The sequence below is a fragment of the Agrobacterium sp. SORGH_AS 787 genome, from assembly GCF_030819035.1.
GTDB lineage: Bacteria > Pseudomonadota > Alphaproteobacteria > Rhizobiales > Rhizobiaceae > Agrobacterium > Agrobacterium larrymoorei_B.
Map to the genome: position 1 here is coordinate 501,531 of NZ_JAUTBG010000001.1, position 19,925 is coordinate 521,455.

Below are 19,925 nucleotides of genomic sequence, written 5' to 3' on the forward strand. Positions count from 1 at the left end.
GGACTTGTGAAGCGCAGCCCCTGCCCTCAAGGGGAGCGCTCTAATTGCAAGCCACACACCGACGCTGCTTGTTACAAACGCGCATCGCTTTCCGCAAAGACCACCCCTAAAATCACAATGTCACTGTTTAGAATTTTGCCGTCAGCGAGGCGTAGAATGTCCGCCCCGGCCCAGGCATTGTAACCAGACTCAACGGATCGACATAGTAGCGGTCCGTTAGATTTTCTATACGGAACGTCGCAGTGAAGTTATCGTTGATTTTGTAATCGGCGAATACATCCACTAACGTATAAGGCTTCCAGTTTACGAGCGAGATAAACTGCGACGCCCCTTGGGCCGTCACATCGCCATGTCCAATAGCCCGTGGCCCCACATGAGAAACTCGGGTACCCAGGGTCAAGCGCTCCTCAAAAAGCTGTTGTGTCAGCGTCAGGCCTAGAGAATATTCCGGCGGCACCTGGTTGGTTGCATAATCTGCATAGAGTGACTTATTCGAGCAAGTCGACGCTGTTCGGCAAAACTCGACATCAAGGTAGTAATTGGCCGTGAGGTTGGCAGCAAAGCCGCCGCGTTCGTACCGACTGGAAAGTTCCAGTCCTTGAAAGTGCGCGCTGTCTATATTGTGAATGCGCATGGTGCTGACGTTGTCAGGGGCCGTATACCACTCTCGGGAAATGTAATTCTTTACGTTCCAGTCAAAGAATCCCAACTTCAGCATTGCCGTGTCGTCATGAGCGAAGATCCCTTCCTGAACAAAGTTCGTCCCCAATTCCCAGTTGCTCGAACGCTCCGGCTTTAGATTAGGATTGACCTCCATCGTGAAAGCGGACACGGACTCGAACAGGCTCGGCATGCGCAGCGCATTCGAATATTTGACGTAGAACTGTGTGCCGTCCCAAGGCTCCAAGGTTGCGCCCACGGTCGGGCTAAAGCCACCTTCGTTTCGCTCGTTGGTGTAATTGTATCCCCTTTCCCACAAAGGCTTGTTGCGATCCTTGGACCAGAAATGGGTATAACGAAGCCCGCCATTCAAACTGAGCCAGTCCGATGGTTTCCAATCAGCCTTGGCATAAGCCGCCGCTTCCTCACGTTCGCCGTCACGATAATCCAGCCAAGTTTCAAGCTCCTTTGTCATGGGACCAGGAACGGTGTCCTCGCTTTTGTAGGAAAGGCCATACGTCGCATCCAGAGAACCCGCATCCGTCGCAAAAGTTGAGCTATTATCAACTGCTGCGCCCCACATTGTCGTATCTGACCCACTACGGTCGGAAGGAGGAGTACCAAACGCAGTCCGTATGGGATTGCGTTGTTCAAGCCGCGTGAGATACAGGCTGGCCTGGAGGTCGATCAGATCATTATCTTCGGGATTTAACCGATACTTCAGAGTGCCGGTATCAACCTTCGCGCCCGATGTGAGGGCTTGTTGCTGTGCCTGAGCGGTAGTGCCGGCGAACCGGGACGCAAGACGGTCCCCTGCTTCGCTCCTGAACCCGGTATATCCAGCTTGCAAACTTTGCCCTTCGCCAAAGCGTATGGTCGCCTTGGCAAGAAAGGATTTCGTTTCCAATTGCGAGTTGAGAACCTCTTCGCCTGCGCGATAACTACTCAAACCCGTGTTGATAACATAGTCCTTGTAATCCAGAGACGGAATGCAAAGCCCTGAAGAGTAACAAAATGGTTGCGGCCCAATACTTTCTGGATTGGCGCTATCTCCATGCGAGCCCGCGTAATAGTTTCCACGTTTACGATAGGCATACCCTGCGAGGAAATCGAAAGTTTCATCGCGTATTGCCGCGACGACGCTGCCCGAACCATCGGTAGGCTGCAGAAACGGCGAGCGATCTAAGCCGTCTGGAGAGGCCGTAACCAGAGCTGTTCCACCAGCACGATTGAGAATGCTATATCCTCCCAACGCTCCGTCCTGAGGGCTGGTCGTATTGGTACCGAAACCTCCTTTCAGTCTGACGCCGAAGCGTTCTCCATCCTCTATCACGTCCTCCACGCTCAGGGTCCGCATAGCAACGGTACCAGCGATGCCACCAGACGACACATCTGAGCCTTTCGTGATGTCTACGCCGGCAAGCAGGTCTGGATCGACATAGGTCCGGTTCGATATGCCCTGATACCCCTGATAAATCTGCAGGCTGTTTTCAGCGCCATCAACGGTAACGGCGACGCGACCCATTCCCTGCATCCCGCGGATATTCACATCGACAGAGCCTGCGCCATTTCGTGCCTCGCCCGAAGAGACGCCTGGCGTTCCTCTGAAGATGTCGGCGGGGCTCGATCCACGGAAATGTTCGATATCGTCCTGACCGATATAGCTTGTCGGCGCATCGGTGTAGTAAGGGGCCTCCCTACCCCACAATCGGTCTGACTTTCCGCTGATGACAATCGGTCTGAGAACGGTAGCTCCTGCGACGCTGGTATCGGAAGCGTCCGATTGCCCGCTGCCTATCTCAACTCGGTTCGCCGCAGTGAAGCGATAGGCGACGCCTGTATCTGCCATGATGCGCGCGAGTGCTGCTCTGGCATCGAGACTGCCTTTGACGCCGCCAGTCCTTCTGCCGGTCGTGACATTACTTTGATAAAGGAGCTGAAGCCCGCTGATCGAGCCAAAGCGCGTCAACGCCCTATCCAGCGGTCCAGCCGGAATATCGTATGCTATGACAGCTTGCTGCGCCTCCAGTCTTTCAGGCTGCAGTAAAAGGGCAGTCCAAGATACGCTCGCCATTAGAAAAAGAGCACCGAACCCTGCTCTCCCGACAGACCGTCCGGCTTTTGCGTCCCTTGAAAGATGATGCATTCCAATCCCCATTGAAGAATGGGTACAGACTTATGTACCCCTCAATGGGGAAAACGATGCCGGCGTAAAAACCCGAAAAATTTGTTGATTTTTTATATCAGGATTACGACGCCGCCCATGAGATGAAAGCTTTCGACATGCAGCGTCTGCGTCAGTTGCGCCAGAATCTCGTCCGGTCGGTTGAGATGAAAAACACCGGACATGCGAAGCGTTTTCAATCTGGGGCGCGCGATAACCACTTTTCCTGGGCGATGGCGATTGATGTCCAGAACGATGTCTTCCAATGCGCGATTCTCAAACACCAGTAGCCCCCGACGCCATGCTGCCGCTGTCGCGACATCGATGTCGGAGACGGAGCCAAGACCATCCTGCGAATATGTTAAGCCATGACTCTCCGCCAGAAGCTGGCTTCCAAGACAGTGGACCGTAACCCTTTTCGACAGACACTGCACCGAAACGTCATCTGTATCGAGAGAGACGGAAAATGATCCTTCGGCAGCCTCCAGCCTTCCGGGTCCGGCGGTGACGGTGAACGGTCGCATAGTCTCTGAGGCGACCTCAAAAACCGCTGCGCCAGACATCAGTTCGACGCCCCTCTTCTCCCCGCCGAAATCTAAGGACATGCTGGTGCCCCCATCCAGAAAAGCACGCGAGTTGTCTGGCAATGTCACCGTCAATTGCTCTCCGGTCGAGGTGAGATAGTCCGGACTACGCGACCAGATCGACGGTAGGAGACCGAATGAGGATGCTGCGAAACCAACACCCGCAAGACTTGCTGCGACGCCCGCGCCTGTCATAACGGCACGGCGAGAGAATACCGGCTTTGACGCCCGCTCGATCTCCAGCGCGTGTCCCATGTCGCGCCAAAGCCTGGCTTGATCGCGGAACGCGGCTTCGTGCTCTGCACTGCGCTGCCGCCACGAAGCCAAGGCCTTCGCATCTTCCTGTGTTGCCTCTCCCGAGCTCAGACGGGTAATCCACGTCAAAGCCTGCTGCCTCAGTGCCTCCGACCGCTCGTCCACATTGTTCTCCAACGGCTTTGCTGCTTCGAACCGACGCTTTTTATCCCTTTTAACGCTGGTGAACCATAAGCCCGCAATTATTTCCGGTTGAAGCGCGCCAAAGTCTCGCGGCAGAAATCATGAGCCTTGCGAATATCCATCTCGACGGTTCTGACTGATACACCAAGCGCGGCGGCGATCTCGGAGTGTCGTTGGCCATCCACCCTCGATCGTCGGAACGCCTCTCGTTGACGTTCGGGGAGTTGTCCGATGATCTCCAGCAACCGGTTCAATTGCTCCCGATCAATCAACTCGCGCTCAACATCAGGTTGCTGGTCCCGTATGTCCAGTATCTCGTCGATCTGAATCTGAGACAATCGTCGGTTTTTCTTGCGCGCATGATCGATGGCGAGAGAGCGGACGATGGCACCAAGATATCCATCCAAGTAAAGAGCCGAGACGGCCTCGTTTCTGGCAAACTTGATCCAGGCCTCCTGCGCCAAATCCTCAGCGTCCTGTAGCGACTGAGTCTTGTTGAAAAAATAGCGTTTAATACGGACTTGAGCATTCAAAAACAGCTTAATTATCGTGTCATCGGAGGTCGTCATGAAGCGTACTCGACAAAAACATTCGAGGCTTCTTAAGGCAGTTTTTCGACATTGCCAATAAAGTAGATTTTTATAATCATATTTTGTCCGGCCCCTCACGAGTGGGCACAGGCACATTTCATCACAGCCTTTCGCGGCGCTGCTTATTGCGAGGATAAAGACGTCCCCCCCAAAAAACATGTGAAGCTTCAGACTGCACACACCCATCGACTTCACGAGCTCACAGGATGCTGGCGCCGTCGGTTGGCTTGGCGAGTGCCTCTAGCGAAACCAACAATTCTTCCAGTTCGTTGATCAGAGGATGAAAGCCCGTCACTCCACAGGAGCACTTTAAGGACGATTTATTGTGGACTGAAACTGCTCCTTCATCACAATCTCTTCGCTCATCAGGCTCCTGAAATTTGGCTCTAATGCCGCTGCTTCACTCGCGGGGAATTGCGGAACCCTTCTCGGGATCGATGTGATCCATGCTTCAACAGAATACGGGATTTTTGTTTCCCAACTCCGAGACGCATGGAGCAACATCGGGCGCACTGTATCGCGGTTATGTGACTGTCCTGCTTATCACCATAGTCTTCGCGAAACCTGCGCATTCCCTGCCGATTGTGGAGGCAGCGCCAAATGCGCGGACTGACTCGGCAAGCGAATGCAAGGGGCTTCCCCGCATCTGGCGATAGTCCAAGCACCGATACGACTCTCGCGAGACAGGCCCGCGTGTACCGTCGCATTCGATCAGCCGGTAAGCCCTTTTGCGAAACGCACCCTTAGATTTAATGCCGGCACTCAACAACACGCTTAACGTTACGCCAACCATGTCGGCAATATGAGAAGCGATGTAAGGAATCTTATAAAGATCACCCTGTAGGCTTTGACGTAAGGCAGGCAGAGCAATGCAGATCGATTTACAAACCCTTTGGTACTTAACTGTCGGAACGCTCCTGGTGTCAGCGTCGCTTCTCCTTTGGGAAAGGCAGGCTCATCCAGGTCGCGCACGCGTGCTCGATGTTCTGGTCGCGGCACTCTTCGTGTTTGTTCTCGGCTGCATGTTTGCAATGAATCGCAGCCACTTTCCGGTCGCGCTCGGCATGGGGACGATCAACATCCTAATGATGTTGGGCTACCTTCTGGTCCTTAATGCCTTCGCTGGCCTTGACGGTCACCGGTATTTCTGGTCGTCCGCCGCAGCGCTAAGCTTCCTGGCCATCGCCTGGGCGATCGTTGGCACGCACTTCCCTGCCGCCTTCTGGAACCATGTCTCGTCTATCCCCATCGCCCTGACCTGCGGCCTGACAGCATGGATACTTCTGCGTAGCCGCACGGTCCAGCGATTGCGCTCACGTCCGATCGCCGTATCGATCTCGGCTTTCCACGCCCTGTTCTACCTTGGCCGGGCGTTCATTGCCCCTGTCCTCCTTGAGCGGTACGGGCAAGATATTATCTCCATCATCGGAAAGGCGACGATGTACGAGGCTGCCTTGTACTCGGTAGCGATGCCGATGTCCTTTCTGATGATTATTCGAGAGGAGGAAAAGCTCCACCTGCTCCGCATGTCACAAACCGATCAGTTGACAGGGCTTGCAAACCGTCACGCCTTTTTTGAGCAGGCATCTCGGATCCTCCGCGAGCGGCATGGTGACCCCGTCTCCTTGCTCGCCTTCGACCTCGACCACTTCAAGGCGATCAACGACCGTCATGGACATCCAACCGGAGATAAGGTTTTGCAGCTGTTCGCCGAAACCGCCCGCGAAGAAGCGGGGCCCGAAGCGCTTATTGTCCGGCTGGGCGGTGAGGAATTCGCTGCGCTTCTGCCAGGGTGCGACAATTCCCAAGCTCTCAGTCGCGCCTCGGCGATCGCAAGCCGGTTCGCAAAAGCAGCCGCTCAGGCAGAGGGCTTGAAAACCCGGGCCACCGTCAGTATCGGCCTTGCGGCACCGGACTGCCACGACCTCGCCGAGATGCTTGCAAGCGCCGATGGCGCGCTGTACCGGGCAAAAACCCTTGGGCGGAATCGCGTTGAGACCGCACCGCCGAACGAGTTGCTGCTGCACCCTTCAGCCGATCCCCTGCATCATCAGTTGCGGGTAGTGGCGACGGGAGCATCCTGATTGGATGTGGCGCTGGACGAGAGCGCCTTGAACATGCACCAACCCCTACCCCCGTTAAGTGATGGCACTCGAACCTAATTCCCAAGCTGGGTTGCCACTTGAGGGTGGTGCCACAACGGCCTCCGTCACCCTGGGCCTTCATTCCAGAAATTTAGCCTCTCTGCGGCCGAGACCAGCAGCCCATCGCCTCCGTTCTCATCCAGAAGCGTCAGAGCAGCGCTTGCTAGACTTAAGTAATTTTTGTTGAATTCCCAAATGTGCATATACTAAAGATTGAAATTTTACTACCTTTCAATACAAGCTGTGTATTAAATTCGTGTTTCCCGAGCTACGCCGACGGCGTTTCTCTGCAACATAAAAACCGTGTCGTGTTAGGAGTTCATCCATGGCCCCAAAAAGAAGTCCCGATGCGATCGATGTCTTCGTCGGCGGACGCATCCGGATGCGTCGCATAATGCTGAAGTTGAGCCAGACGCAGTTGGCGAACGAGCTCGGCGTGACGTTTCAACAGGTCCAGAAATACGAGAAGGGCACGAACCGTGTTGGCGCAAGCCGCCTGCAAAAGATCGCAAATGTGCTCGGCGTTCCACCAAGCTTCTTCTTCAATCAGGAGAGTGAAGAACCGGTCACTATGGCAGGGATCGGCGACTTTACGGCGATGAGCTACGTCTCGCAATTTCTTCAATCCCGCGAGGGTATGGCCCTAAACCAGTCGTTTCTAAAAATTCCCGATGCAAACGTCCGCCAAAAGATTGTGGCGCTCGTAAAGGCTATGGCCGAGATGGACGAGCTTGTAACGATTGCCCCTGAAGGGCGTTCATCGGTGGAAGTCAGGTTGAACAGCTAGATCGCAGAGCTGGGCTTTCGGACAACCATCACCGAACTGTAGTGGGGAGCAATGGCGTTCAGGTTGCTGACATTAGGAGAGTTGAGACTCCTCGATCCTTCGGGGAACGCTGTTTCCTTCCCCGAAAAGGGCTTGATCATCCTTGCCTATCTGTTTGCTCACCTGCAACCCGCTCAATCGCGGGCGGCTTTGTCGAAGCTGCTATGGGATGCGGTCGAGCCGGCGCAGGCATATACCAATATGCGCAAGTCACTATCGAGGATAGACAGCCGCCAACAGGAGTTGGGTCAGCAATTCGTTGAAATTACTACTTCCGATGTAAAGCTCAATGCCGAGGCGATCGATTGCGACATCGCGGGATTGCAAGCCCCGACTTCTTCGGACCCTCTGATTGATCTGCGCGCGTTGATTGGCCTCTTCAGTCACGTGTTTCTCGAAAACGTTGACAGCACAGGAGCCGCACTTTCAGCCTGGATTGGGCAGCAAAGGGCACAACACCTGTCCCGGTTACGGGAAGCCTTGATCACGGCGATACCGGTCGTGAAATCCACGCAAGATATCGCGCTCGTCAAGGATGCGGCGCTACGGATATTTCAGCACGACCCGGACGATGAAATGATCGTCAGCTTGCTCGCGGAGACCTACTCCACCGAGGGAAAGGTAGAGGCCTTCCGAAACATCTATGACGGCCAGAAACAGAAGCTGTGGGGCGACCTGACGCTTGGTCCTGATGTTCATGCCTTGAATGTCGTCAAAAAAGTCTTTGAGAAGCAGCGCAGTCTTATTTCCATTCCGCAGCAAGGGATTGAGGACCGGTCGGGCGCTAAAGCAGACGCAGGTCTTAAGCGGCCCATCCCGAGACTTGTGCTCCTGCCGCCGGTGGAGAGCATTACCCGTAACCTGCCGTTTCTCCCTTTCGCTGATGCCCTTATCGAGGACGTCACCATCGCGCTGTGTTCCTTGACCTCAGTGTCTGTGGTCGCTCCCTACACAGCCGCCCAGATCGGGCGGCATTCGGACAAGGCCAACACAATCGCGCAGCATTCCATCTCATACGTGCTGGATACCAGGCTTTCAGGCCGCGGCGCCCAACGCAGCCTCTTCGTACAGCTGGTTTACTTCGCAAACGATGAGGTCATCTGGGCGGACCGTTACGACATGGACAAAGATAGTCTGGCGGTCCAGCGTCGGCAGATAGCCCGCCGAATTTCCATGGCGATCACCGGAGAGATAGAACGCAACGAGCTGGCACGAGAATATTTTGAGCAAATCCCGGCCGCATACCACCACTACCTGCTCGGACAGCGACATCTCAAGAACCTTGGTCTTCCAGAGATTCGCCGTGCACGCAAAGAATTCCGAACAGCGCTTAATCACGCTCCCTATTTCGCGCCAGCATTGAGCGGTATTGCTCGAACATATTCAAGGGAATGGCTGATCACGGCGCGCGGAGACACTGAACTCCTCAAAGAAGCCGAGAAACATGCCAACAAGGCGATCGCGGCCGGCCAAGACATGGTCGGGGGCTACAGAGAACTGGGTGTTGCCAAGATGCTCTTAGGCGCCATCGATGAAAGCGTCGAGGCCTTGGAGCTGGCCGAGACGCTGAGCCCCCATTATGCCGACGTCACCGCCGACTACGCTGACACGCTTGTCCATGCGTCCAAGCCCGGCCTGGCACTTGAGAAAATCGAAAAAGCTATCGAGCTCAACCCCTTGAGCCCCGATGTCTACCTTTGGACAGCAGCCGGCGCGAGCTACTGCTTGGAAGAGTACGAGCAAGCCTTATCCTATATCAAACGAATGGCCGACAGTGGGCTTGCTAACCGCCTGTCCGCTGCAAGCTGGGCGATGATTGGCGACCAGAAACGGGCGAAGAGCTTCGTGCGCAAAGCTCGGGAAACCAATCCCGACTTCGATGTGGATACCTGGCTGACCGCCGTGCCTTTTAAGGAGCAATGGCAAAAAGATCACTACCGTGATGGCCTGCGTAAAGCAGGGTTTTGAAGCAAATGTGCCAAAAGAAGGATTTTTAGCATGGCAAGAATCTTCGTTATCGGAGCGCCAGGGGAGTCTGGCCTATGGGTTGCAGATCTTGATGCGGGAACTGTCAAACCGTTTCAGCCCCCGGCAGGAAGCGCGCTGGAGGCGGCGACTAAACTGCGCGCTGGTGGAGCCGCGATCATCAAAGGCGTGGATTTCGCTGTCGCCGTGAAATCAGCAGACGACGCGTTCTCCGGTCATCTCGACGGATAATTGAGCCAATGACGCGGCCTCGGGAAGACAGTGTTGTTAAACGATCAAATGCCGGAACTTCCTGAGGCCCGCTCCTCCACTTACTCGGCCCGTCTCTGCACCCCCGAAGAGACGCTGGGTCGGGTCGCATCCTTCCTGCCACGCTACGGGATCACTCGCGTATCTCGATTGACCGGTCTCGATAACATCGGGGTTCCTGTCTGGAGCGCGGTCGCTCCAAACGCTCGTTCGATCGTCATCCATCACGGCAAGGGCATCACTGATGCTGATGCTAAAGTGTCTGCGACGATGGAGGCGCTTGAGCGCGCCATCGCCGGCAGTCCATCGATCGACACGGTCACTGCAACACAAGCAAGCCTCGAACTGGAAGGGCGGGTTGTCGATAACCTCGCGGGTCTCATCGCCCAAGGTCAGAACGACGTAGCTAACGACGAGATGCTAACATGGGTTCAGGGACGAAATGTTCTATCCAAAGCTGAAACCTGGGTTCCCTATGAAGCTGTCATCCTGGATCGCACCCCCGAGACACCTCGGTTCTGGCAGTCTTCTGATGGCCTTGCATCTGGAAATACGCTCCTGGAGGCAAGCCTCCATGGAGTGCTGGAACGCATCGAACGCGATGCGGAAACTTTGTGGAACATAGCGAACGCGGAACAGCGCCTTAAGACCTGCCTCGACCCCCGCAGCCTTCTGGATCCAATTATAGATGGGCTCATCACCAAGATTGAAACCGCGGATCTGAAACTCCGTTTATTCGACATTACCAGCGACATCGGCATCGCATGTTTTGTAGCGTTTTTGGGGCCGACCTCAACCACATCAAGAAGCACTTCGCGCTTTATCGACGTAACCAAGGGAAGTGGTGCGCATCTGGATCCTGCGCGGGCCGCGATCCGGGCAATCACGGAAGCGATTCAATCCCGCCTCACATATATCAGCGGCGCGAGGGATGACATCTATCCGGACACTTTCGAGCGCCCCCTCCCACGGGAGATTTTGAGCTACATGAAAGCTGAGCCGAAGCCTCTCCCTTCCCGCAAGACGATTGGCCTTGGACCGCTGGAAGACATGTTCGATACCGTGCTCAAGCATCTTAAAGCTGCATCTATTGATTCTGTTATCGTCGTGCCTCTGACACCAACGGACTTTCCATTCTCAGTCGCCAAAGTCTTGGTGCCCGACCTCGAGAATCCGCCGGGAGAGCGAAAAAGACGGTTTGGGGCTAGGGGCATATCGAAGGCGCTATTTTCACTATGAAGCTTGTCTTTGTCGGCCCCACGCTTCCGGATGCAGTGAATTTGGTCCCGGCGGACGTCGAAGTCCGCGGGCCGGCCAAGCACAGAGATATCCTGGCCGCGGTTAATGACGGCGCGACTGTGATCGGCCTGATCGACGGTAATTTTGAGGATGTAGCTCCGATCTGGCATAAGGAAATCCTATTTGCTCTCTCGCAGGGCGCTCGCGTCTATGGCTCAAGCAGTATGGGCGCTCTGAGGGCTGCGGAATGTGCAGCATTCGGGATGATCGGGATTGGTAAAATTTATAGCCGTTATGCCAGTGGCGAACTGGTTGACGATTCCGATGTCGCCCAAATCCATGGTCCACGGGAGATGAACTATGTGTCGCTGTCCGAGCCCTTGGTGAATGTCTTCGCAACACTCGATGACCTGTCGTTGCGGCGTGAACTTGACCACGCGGAATATGCGAGCCTCAGGACAAGCGCTGAACTCATGTTCTTTAAGGAGCGAACTTACCGGGCGATCGTCGCCAATGCCAACCTGCCGGAACATTCATCGCGAGAACGCCTAGAAGTGTTGTTGCGGACTAACGCTATCAACCAGAAAAGGCTCGATGGATTAAAATTGCTGGACGCCATAGCGGCGGCTGACGACAAGTGCGTGCAAGTTCCCGCGGACTGGACCTTCGCCTCGACAATGCAGTGGCGGAAGATCCTGTAGCGTGGCCGGTTGTAATCCGATCCTGTACGGCACTCCAAGCTGTGTCACGCCTATGTCACGCGCAATCGCAGAAGTTCTAATTTATCCTTTGTCGTAGAATTTCGGTTTGGAATGAAGGATTAATGATGGCGCTCGACACTCTTGAAAAAAATACTGGCGAAAACGGCGATATCGCACACGAGCTGGTTTCGATTGCTCGGCTTGTCACTTATGCGCGCAACAGTGCCAAGGAACTCGAGCTTGAGTTTCCGACCTACTGCCTCGATTTGGCTTTAGGTTCGCTGGTTGAGGAAATCAGCAAACGCGGAGTGGATGGTGCCGAAGGCACCGGTGAGGGGGATTACGTGCCGAGCTTCATCTCCGGAGCATCGCACTAACGTCGCGCCTAGAGCGTTTCGCTGACGGATTGAATCAAATTGATTCTCAACTCACTTTCATTCTGATTCAAACTATCTGCCGATGGAGGTCGGCAGATATGGCGAAAGCCCTTTCCGTTGGTCTTCGCATGCGCGTGCTTGCCGCAGTTGACGGCGGCGCTTCGCATAGGGAGGCTGCCGAGGGTTTCGGCGTCAGTGCGGCCAGCGCAAGCCGTTGGCATAGGCTGCAAATCCGGTAGGGGAACGTTCGTTCCAGTCTGCTTGGTGGCGACCGCAGCTCCCACAAGATCGAAGCTCATGCCCTCTCATCATGGCCTGGCTTGCAGAGCACCGGGATGGGACGTTGTTTGAGCTTCGTGACGCTCTTGCAGCTCAGGGGATCATCGCGAGCAAGTCAGCCCTTCATTTTCGGTAATCTATCCAGCCACAAACAACCTGCAGCGCGAGAAATGATCGAAGCGGCAAGTGCGACCATGATGGCCCTTCCGCCATCTAGCCCTGACTTCAATCCCATAGAAAAGGCCTTCTCCAAGCTGAGGGCACGCCTGCGAAAAGCTGCCGAGGAACCGTAACCGGCCTATGGGATCGCCTCGGCACGCTGATTCGTCAGGTCCAGCCACAAGAGGCCCGGAACTATTTCAACTCATGTGGATATGATCCAGCTTGAAGGGGAAACGCTCCAGCGCTTATGCAAGACGAAGGCGATAATCTTAAGCCCGTCGCGACTGCTGGAGAATCTCGTGTTCATCAGAAATTCTCCCATCCATCTGTGCTGGCTTCAACCGCTGCATTGCCGGAAAAGGCCGATGCGAGCCTGCGGTTAAGTGAGAGTGCCGGCGAGCGAACAGGAAGGTCGCGACCTTGCGCCTCGCGGATCTGGTCGGAACCGCTGCGCTGTTGAGCATCTTGCGAGAAGCGGAACTGAGATAGAAGCCGGTTGAGCGCGCTCACCTCTCTAGCGAGGCTGTGGCTGGCTGCCGTGCTCTCCTCGACCATCGCTGCGTTCTTCTGCGTGTCCTGGTCCATTTGGTTGACCGCGGTGTTGATTTGATGGAGACCAGATGCCTGCTCCTGCGCCGATTCAACAATCGCCGAGACGTGTCGGTTGATCTCCTGCACTTCGGCCACAATCGTTGTCAGCGCTTTACCCGTATCTCCAACCAGTTGAACACCCTCGCGAACCTGATTATTCGAGGTGGTAATGAGCCCTTTTATATCCTTGGCGGCGCTGGCAGAACGTTGAGCGAGTTCGCGAACCTCTTGGGCAACGACGGCAAAGCCCTTGCCGGCGTCTCCAGCGCGGGCTGCCTCGACACCGGCATTCAACGCCAAAAGGTTCGTCTGGAATGCAATTTCATCAATCACGCCAATGATATTCGAGATTTCACCGGATGACTTTTCAATCTGCTCCATCGCGGCAACTGCGCGGCGCACCACCTGACCAGACTGTTCAGCGCCCGCTTTGGCGCGCGATACCAGTTGGCCGGCATCCAGGGCGCGCTGGGTCGATGTCTTCACCGTCGTTGTGATCTGCTCCAAGGCTGCGGCCGTTTCCTCGACGGCAGCAGCCTGCTGCTCGGTACGCTTGGCCAGATCGTCGGCTGCGGACTTAATCTCGTTGGCGCCGGCATCGATACCGCGGGCATTCTGCGCCACGCTAGTCAGAGCAAGCTCGAGCTTTTCTGCGGATCGGTTGAAGTCGCCGCGTACCGTGTCAAGCTTAACAGCGAATGGCTTATTGATGCGATAGGACACGTCGCCATCAGACAACTTTGAAAGGCCAGTGGCCAGATTGTCGACTGCATATTGCACCTCGGCGGCCTCCTGTGTCTTCTCCTTCTCACGTGCGATCCGCTCTTTCTCCGAAAGAGACCGGTTCGCCTCCGTCTCCTGCTCCAACCGGATCCGTTCGATGGCATTGTTACGGAACACCTCAACAGCGGCTGCCATTTGACCCACTTCGTCATTTCGGGAGAGCCCGGGAATCTGGTGGGCGGTCTCACCTTTAGCGAGCGTCAACATGCGCGCGCGAAGTTGGTCTATCGGGCCTGTTATGCCACGAGAGACGATGAAGAGAGACGCTACGATCGCTGCGAAAAAAAGCACCGCAATAGAAATGAGTGAGTTCAAGATCATGCTGTTCGTGTTCGCGGCAAGCCGATCCGTCTCTTCGACAATTGATTGCAGCCCTGCGTCGTTCCAGCCACCGATGGTCTTGCGCCAGGCAACGATATCGCTGCGCACTCCATCAAGCGTCGAAAGCGACGCATCTTGCTTGCCTTCGAAATGCAAAGAGAGTGCGCCATCGATTTTTGCAAATATGGCCTTAGCCCCGTCTTGCGACGCCCTGATTAAGTCAGATTTTTGCGGCACGAGCGTAAGTGCCAGTTCAGCCTGTTTCGTGAAATTTGCTTTGGCAGCGTCATAGGCCGCTTTGGATTCACGCTCGCTCAACGAACCTGATGGCGCCGTAACGACCTGATATGCGGAATAACCCGCCGTAATCATTTGTGACGGCATACGGGTGATCACGACTGCCGACATATTATCTTTTGATATGAAGTCAGAATAAATGCCACCGGCTACTTTAAACTGATAAGAAATAAAAGCAGTGCCAGCTACACCGATTAGACATACTGGCAATAGGACTGAGAGAATCTTCGTACGAATTTTTGTATCGTTGAGAATAGACATAATGCGTCTTTCTTTAAAAAGCGGCTCGACTTCCCCATGAAGAAAGCGAATCACAACGAAAATCAGCATTCACGAGGCTCGCTCATTCGTTGAGAGAGCGGCAAATCAACCGGTAACAGACCGGTGGTTGCCGACTAGGAATGGCCTCTTCTCCTCATCGAGTCCAAGTCGTGATAGTACCCCGATACCGGCGAAGTTTTAACGTTTCGTACAAAATGCATGGCAGCATTTCATAGGTATGCAATCTTTGCATATAGGCGGTGAGCCGTTATGCCGGCCTTGAAACCGTCGATACGGTCTTGAACAAAGGCATTATCTCGACGTTATCCAGGAGCAGGTGTAAGCGGCAAGCCAACGCCATACGATCTTTGGGGGTGTGCGTCGGCATTGCAGATCCGCGAGCTTTGCATGTCTGCAAGCGACCATATGAGCCCTTCAAGCCTTAACCCACGAGATAGGGGTATGGATTTTGCTGCTAGCCTGTCCATTTGCTAGGCGTGCGAGCATTTGCATCGATGTTGTCGTCGTGCTTGCCGGAGACCCCACTTCTCACGAGTTGGTGTCTCCGGCAAAGGCGGGGCGGTTCAGTCACGAGGTGACTTGCGATCACTGATGTTATAGCTCGTGGGTTGCGTTTGTCCTGGCACATTCGCGATTATTGAATGGCCTTTTACAACCATGTTTCCATACCGATACGGTTCTTGACCAAAATTTGCGACGAGCTTGGTGCCGTCCTCAAAGGTCGTTTGCTGAACCAAACGGTCCGGCGTCAGCCATTTGAAATCAATCATCATCTGGGTTGCCAGTCTCTGATGTAAAGGGCGGAAGAAAGAGTCATGGCGTGTGATGATTGGAAGGCGCTCCGTAAGCGTATCCGCGCTTAGATGGTAGAGCGGCGGTACATTGTAAAGAAGCTGGGTGAGCTCGTTCTCTGAACGAACATTTTTAAGCTTCAGATTGTCAAAGAGCCAGTGATGCGTGGTCACGACTGAACCATGAAATACAGCTTGATAAAGCGGTAATCTGGTCCGTGGATCAAAATGAATTGATTCATATACTTGCTTCACGGGTACTTCTTTAAAGAAGGTTTCGGGCCTTTCCTCCGGATACCAACGTCCTAGAAAGTAGGGTGACGTCTTGTCGTGCTGCATGTCCCGATCACCCCAACCGATCACGGGTGTTTGCATCCCGTGAGCGAATAGAACGCCCCGCGCGGTCGTCGCATTGCCATCTTCCGAACCGATTGGAAGCCCAAGCTTTTCACCAACCCAGCGCATATTCTCTTCATTACCGGCCGCGTACTGCTGCTGAGTAATTTTCTTTGCCGGCGGGTAGCTGTCGAACACCATGCCTGTTGCATAGGCGTCAAGAAACCAGCTGTTGAAAGGAACTGCTGATAAGAGCGCCTGTATTCGCTTTTGCATCAGGGGACGGACGCAATCGGGCTGCGTATAGTGCCCACTTTGTTGGAAGCCCGCTTTTAATGAGCCGTCCTTTTGCCTGATAGCGCAATCGCGATAGGCAGTATCGCCCAAATGCGCAGTTGCCCAGCTTGGGTTATCCCCTTTTTGCAGTGCGGTCTCATAGGAATCATACGGACCGAGAAGATAGCCCGCATCTACACCGGCCTTAATAGCCTCAGGATGCCATAAGCCACCTTCCCAACCCTGTCCGAGACCTATCCATAGACGCTCCAATCCCGCTTGACGCAGCTTCTTTATGGTTGCGACCGAGATACCGTCGCCCCATTGGGACGGGTCTGGCCTGAGGGCATCAGTGAATGTCGAGGCGACTTCTTTCCGCAAGATGCCATAACGCTGCGTCAAAACATTCATATCCGGGTTAGCGACCTGCCAGCTTTCTCTCGCAAGTGCATCCAACGCCGCGTTGAAAGCCCTGACGAGAACGCGTTGCTGGTAGCGATAAGGTTTTCCTTTTGTCTCCTTCAGCACTGACAGAGCTTCGCTTTCAAAGCGATGGCGGATGTCGGAAGACAATTTGCTTTCGCCTCTCAGCACCGCCAAGAACCTATTCCAGTCTTGAACGTCATCAGCAGAAATAAGGCCGCTTCCCCAGAGATAAGTGTGGGTTGCGCCCAATAATTTCTCAGCTTCCGGCGTCGCCGCTATCTTAGACTTGAGTGTTTCGAATCTTCCCTCTGAAATAAGCCATTCGCGGTAGCGTTTACTGCCTGCCAAAGGATCTGCATCGCCAAGATGGAGGAGCATTGTCATCGGCGTTTTGAAATCAAGGCTGGTGAAGTCATGTGTGAACGCGATAGCTATCCCGCCATCGTCACGCGTCAGACGGACGTTGTTATTAAACGGGTTGGTGAACAGCCACGAAAGCGAGAAATTTTCATGGTCTAGACCCCACAGCGGAAGGCTGATGTCCTGCGTCGTGTTGAACTCCGCCATGCGTTCGAGCAAAAAGTTCCGCCACACGTCATCATCTGCAGGTATGTAGGCACCCTCGGCGAGTGGAAAGACCATCCCCCTTCCCCACGCAGTTGATGGTTGCCTTAATACTTCCAGGCTTCCTTCTGCATTGGCAGAGATGGAAAGGGAGAGGTCGGCACCGTCAAGACGGGCCGAAATTGTATATGAGCCGTTGTCCCAATTCCATTCCGCGTTATCGGAACCTGTCTGGAGGTTTCCCACGAGATGAGAGGATACGCCGGAAGACAGGTTAACCGATCCACCTTTCGCTGGCTTGGCATCAATAGCGAGCGTCCCAGGCTCAAGAGCGACCGCCCATTGCTCGTTTTTCAGCACGATTGCCGCATTGGCAGGGAAGCTTACTAGCAGTGAAAACATAATAAGTGTGATCTGGCGCAAGTTTAAGAGTCTCCTTTGCAAATCGACACATCAATCCAGTCCGCTAAAGGTTTGGTAGCCCACATCGTTCGGAGGGCAGAGAGGCCGCTGGACTGAGATTTACCTCGCATACGGAGCAGTTTCGGACTGCTCCATCACGTTCATTCATAGCGTCTGCGCCATAGAGCGTCCCGTGTGGAGTAGTGCACATTTGGTGCAGACTCCGTGCAGTTTGCTGTAACGAATGTTCCCCCATGCCGGCTTCGTAGGTCTCTCAGAGATCACCACTTCGGGTTCAAAGCAGGCAGCGACTAGGCCACTCTCTATCTTCGCGTTAGTGGCGCCGACGGCGCTCTACGGCGGCCATTGTGGACGGTACCGATTTGCTGAACAATGTTGTTGCCTTGAAAGCTATATTTGCTCGCGGTGCAATGTGAGGTCCGACCGGGTGATGCCGAGCATTCCGCCCTCCAAGCATTACATCGATCAAATGAAAGATCAGCCACGCTCGCCGCAACTTAAAGACGCTCTAAGCTCTCAATCCGTTTTTAAGAAACCGCGATAGACTTCTACCTCCTCCTTGCGGCCGGAGAGTTCATGAAACCCCAGTGGCTCGAAAACCAATGGATGAGAAGCAAGGAGTTTGTGCGTTGAAGCGCTGACGATTACCGTTACCGGCCCGGGGTTGTCTACTGTCTTACCCAATTGTTCGAGGCGGCTCGCGATATTCACCGTATCACCGACAATGGTGAATGCGAGACGATTGGGTATCCCGATATTACCCACCCTAATCATGCCGCTATGAATACCGATTCGTATTCGCCATTCAGACAGCCCCATATGACGCCTTTTTTGGTTTTCCTCCTCGACAGCAACTGCAATAAGTTCAGCTGCATTGACCGCACGATCGGCATGGTCGGGCCGTTTCTCGAGGGCTCCCCAAAAAGCCATGAGGCCATCCCCGATAAACTTGTCTATGGTGCCGTTCTGCTTTTCGACGCAATCGCCAACCAGCGCGAAGTACTTGTTAAGAAATTGTGCAACCTCGCTTGGCCGTAAAGACTCGCTCGCAGCGGTAAAGCCAGCAATGTCGACAAACATCACAGTCGCTATACATTCCTCAGGCTCTGCTTTGTGAATACTCGCATTTTCGGTAATTCGTCGCGCCCAGAGATTCGGCACGTAGACCTCCAGCCTTTTCAAGCCAGCCAGCATGTTGTTATACGCTTGAATATGTGTGTTTAACTCGGAAAATATACTTGGTGACAGCGGTGGACGAACATTTAATCCGGGGGCCGCATCGCCGCTCGCCTGCTTTCCCATCATTTTTATAGGCCGGGCTAGCATCTGGCTAACCTTCACCGCGATCGTAACACCCAATACGAGCGACACGATTGAGGCAATGAGTGCCCACCACAGCCAGCTTAGGGGCTTTAGGAGGACCGGCGGTAGCTCCAAGCCAATCGTCAGAGGGGCTGGCGAATAATGACCAAGATCACGACTGATGATCACACGGCGATCTCCATCATGGTCAACGATTTCCGCCTGCAAATCCCCCAGATGGATTGCTTCTCTTTTTCCCAAAAAGCCTTGGAGAAAAGGATCCCCGATTTCAGCGCTGCGCGGGAGAGTTTTTTCCGTTGAGAGTTCGAACTTAGCGCGCGCAATGTTGGGGTGAGCCAGCACTCGATCTTCACCGTAGAGGATGAAAGGAGTGATACCCTGCATCATGGGACGGAGTGCTTTCAGTTGTTCAGATAATGTATCGATTGTGATAGTCGCGCTGAAAAAGCCCTTAAACTCTTCCCCCTGAAACGCCGACTGGCGAAGATTGACGACGGTTGTTTTTATTGTGTCTGCACCGACGAAGTATGGGGTGCCCCACCGAGCATCGCGATGAGTACGAGCTTGATCAATCTCCTTACGCTCATCGTCAGTTCTCACCACATCGGAAAACGGGAACACGCCGTCAGGACCTTGTGCGACACCCAAAATGCTGCCGTCTGCGCCGATAAAGGACAGCACGCGTATCTGAGGCACAGAGGCAAGCGCTCCCGTCATGATTGAAGTGAGTTGTTCTTCTTTCTTTGGATCGACCTCGTCCTTGCTCACACCTTTCACCAAGAAGCCGATTTGGCGTTCGACGGGTGAAAACAGATTAGTTACGTTATTCTCGACCGAAGCCATCAACCAATGTGCATTGCTGGAAACCAATGTTCGTGTCGCCAGAGAATTTGTCGACAACTGAATTGCTAAAATGAGTATTGAGGTTGCCCCAACAATTCCTGCTGTCGCTGCCTGAAGCGTGAGCGACAATGGGATTGTGTTTGGAAATGAAACGATTCTCGAAAAAAGCCGCACAATCTACACCGATCTATGGTTCTAATGTGAATGCGGATTACGCGCCCGCGAGCTTCTCACGCGATGGACTTCGGCTCGCGGACAGGTCTTGTTTTT

General features: G+C 54.3%; 14 protein-coding genes and 1 pseudogene. 8 read left to right on the forward strand and 7 right to left on the reverse strand.

Annotated features, from left to right (window positions below; all coding sequences use genetic code 11):
- Window positions 1-127: 127 nt before the first annotated feature.
- The 3 genes from QE435_RS02140 to QE435_RS02150 all read right to left on the reverse strand — a co-directional run bounded on the left by QE435_RS02140 (window position 128) and on the right by QE435_RS02150 (window position 4,415).
- Window positions 128-2,806: a TonB-dependent receptor gene (locus tag QE435_RS02140; RefSeq protein ID WP_349040073.1), complete on the reverse strand. Its 2,679-nt coding sequence runs from the start codon at window positions 2,804-2,806 to the stop codon at window positions 128-130.
- A 92-nt stretch (window positions 2,807-2,898) separates the two neighbouring features.
- On the reverse strand, window positions 2,899-3,828 hold the full coding sequence (locus QE435_RS02145; protein WP_349040074.1) for a FecR family protein: 930 nt from the start codon (window positions 3,826-3,828) through the stop codon (window positions 2,899-2,901).
- A gap of 77 nt (window positions 3,829-3,905) precedes the next feature.
- Window positions 3,906-4,415, reverse strand: a complete 510-nt coding sequence (locus QE435_RS02150; protein ID WP_306929320.1) for an RNA polymerase sigma factor — start codon at window positions 4,413-4,415, stop codon at window positions 3,906-3,908.
- Between the two features lie 941 nt (window positions 4,416-5,356).
- On the opposite strand from QE435_RS02150, the gene QE435_RS02155 reads away from it, so the two are divergent.
- From QE435_RS02155 to QE435_RS02185, 7 genes are all read left to right on the forward strand, one after another.
- A complete protein-coding gene (locus QE435_RS02155; RefSeq protein ID WP_349040075.1) occupies window positions 5,357-6,520 on the forward strand; it encodes a GGDEF domain-containing protein in 1,164 nt (387 codons plus the stop codon).
- A 385-nt stretch (window positions 6,521-6,905) separates the two neighbouring features.
- Complete coding sequence (locus QE435_RS02160; protein WP_306929317.1) at window positions 6,906-7,367, forward strand: helix-turn-helix transcriptional regulator; 462 nt, start codon at window positions 6,906-6,908, stop codon at window positions 7,365-7,367.
- Between the two features lie 51 nt (window positions 7,368-7,418).
- Window positions 7,419-9,374, forward strand: coding sequence for a hypothetical protein (locus QE435_RS02165; RefSeq protein WP_349040076.1), 1,956 nt, complete (start codon window positions 7,419-7,421; stop codon window positions 9,372-9,374).
- Window positions 9,375-9,404: 30 nt separating this feature from the next.
- Window positions 9,405-9,623, forward strand: coding sequence for a hypothetical protein (locus QE435_RS02170; protein ID WP_306929313.1), 219 nt, complete (start codon window positions 9,405-9,407; stop codon window positions 9,621-9,623).
- Window positions 9,624-9,671: 48 nt separating this feature from the next.
- Window positions 9,672-10,880: a YcaO-like family protein gene (locus tag QE435_RS02175; protein WP_349041111.1), complete on the forward strand. Its 1,209-nt coding sequence runs from the start codon at window positions 9,672-9,674 to the stop codon at window positions 10,878-10,880.
- The gene (locus QE435_RS02180) at window positions 10,877-11,581 is read left to right on the forward strand and encodes a TfuA-like protein (protein WP_349040077.1); all 705 of its coding nucleotides are present in this window, start codon (window positions 10,877-10,879) and stop codon (window positions 11,579-11,581) included. The genes QE435_RS02175 and QE435_RS02180 overlap by 4 nt, the downstream gene beginning before the upstream one ends.
- A 125-nt stretch (window positions 11,582-11,706) precedes the next feature.
- On the forward strand, window positions 11,707-11,958 hold the full coding sequence (locus QE435_RS02185) for a hypothetical protein (RefSeq protein WP_349040078.1): 252 nt from the start codon (window positions 11,707-11,709) through the stop codon (window positions 11,956-11,958).
- A gap of 8 nt (window positions 11,959-11,966) precedes the next feature.
- On the opposite strand, the gene QE435_RS02190 is transcribed toward QE435_RS02185, so the two are convergent.
- Window positions 11,967-12,257, reverse strand: a complete 291-nt coding sequence (locus QE435_RS02190) for a hypothetical protein (protein WP_349040079.1) — start codon at window positions 12,255-12,257, stop codon at window positions 11,967-11,969.
- 114 nt (window positions 12,258-12,371) lie between these two features.
- On the opposite strand from QE435_RS02190, the pseudogene QE435_RS02195 reads away from it, so the two are divergent.
- A pseudogene (locus QE435_RS02195) lies at window positions 12,372-12,625 on the forward strand (transposase); the annotation flags it as partial.
- Window positions 12,626-12,705: 80 nt separating this feature from the next.
- Here QE435_RS02195 and QE435_RS02200 read toward each other — a convergent pair.
- The 3 genes from QE435_RS02200 to QE435_RS02210 all read right to left on the reverse strand — a co-directional run bounded on the left by QE435_RS02200 (window position 12,706) and on the right by QE435_RS02210 (window position 19,829).
- On the reverse strand, window positions 12,706-14,652 hold the full coding sequence (locus QE435_RS02200; RefSeq protein WP_349041112.1) for a HAMP domain-containing methyl-accepting chemotaxis protein: 1,947 nt from the start codon (window positions 14,650-14,652) through the stop codon (window positions 12,706-12,708).
- A gap of 584 nt (window positions 14,653-15,236) precedes the next feature.
- Window positions 15,237-17,489, reverse strand: a complete 2,253-nt coding sequence (locus QE435_RS02205; RefSeq protein ID WP_349040080.1) for a glycoside hydrolase — start codon at window positions 17,487-17,489, stop codon at window positions 15,237-15,239.
- A gap of 516 nt (window positions 17,490-18,005) precedes the next feature.
- Entirely contained in the window at window positions 18,006-19,829 is a 1,824-nt protein-coding gene (locus QE435_RS02210; RefSeq protein WP_349040081.1) for an adenylate/guanylate cyclase domain-containing protein, read from the reverse strand.
- Window positions 19,830-19,925 lie beyond the last annotated feature (96 nt).

Bases quoted from the DNA above. Each gene is read 5' to 3' on its own strand.
- QE435_RS02140 (WP_349040073.1), bottom strand. From the start codon at position 2,806: ATGCATCATCTTTCAAGGGACGCAAAAGCCGGACGGTCTGTCGGGAGA.
- QE435_RS02150 (WP_306929320.1), bottom strand. From the start codon at position 4,415: ATGACGACCTCCGATGACACGATAATTAAGCTGTTTTTGAATGCTCAA.
- QE435_RS02160 (WP_306929317.1), top strand. From the start codon at position 6,906: ATGGCCCCAAAAAGAAGTCCCGATGCGATCGATGTCTTCGTCGGCGGA.
- QE435_RS02165 (WP_349040076.1), top strand. From the start codon at position 7,419: ATGGCGTTCAGGTTGCTGACATTAGGAGAGTTGAGACTCCTCGATCCT.
- QE435_RS02170 (WP_306929313.1), top strand. From the start codon at position 9,405: ATGGCAAGAATCTTCGTTATCGGAGCGCCAGGGGAGTCTGGCCTATGG.
- QE435_RS02175 (WP_349041111.1), top strand. From the start codon at position 9,672: ATGCCGGAACTTCCTGAGGCCCGCTCCTCCACTTACTCGGCCCGTCTC.
- QE435_RS02180 (WP_349040077.1), top strand. From the start codon at position 10,877: ATGAAGCTTGTCTTTGTCGGCCCCACGCTTCCGGATGCAGTGAATTTG.
- QE435_RS02185 (WP_349040078.1), top strand. From the start codon at position 11,707: ATGGCGCTCGACACTCTTGAAAAAAATACTGGCGAAAACGGCGATATC.
- QE435_RS02190 (WP_349040079.1), bottom strand. From the start codon at position 12,257: ATGAGCTTCGATCTTGTGGGAGCTGCGGTCGCCACCAAGCAGACTGGA.
- QE435_RS02200 (WP_349041112.1), bottom strand. From the start codon at position 14,652: ATGTCTATTCTCAACGATACAAAAATTCGTACGAAGATTCTCTCAGTC.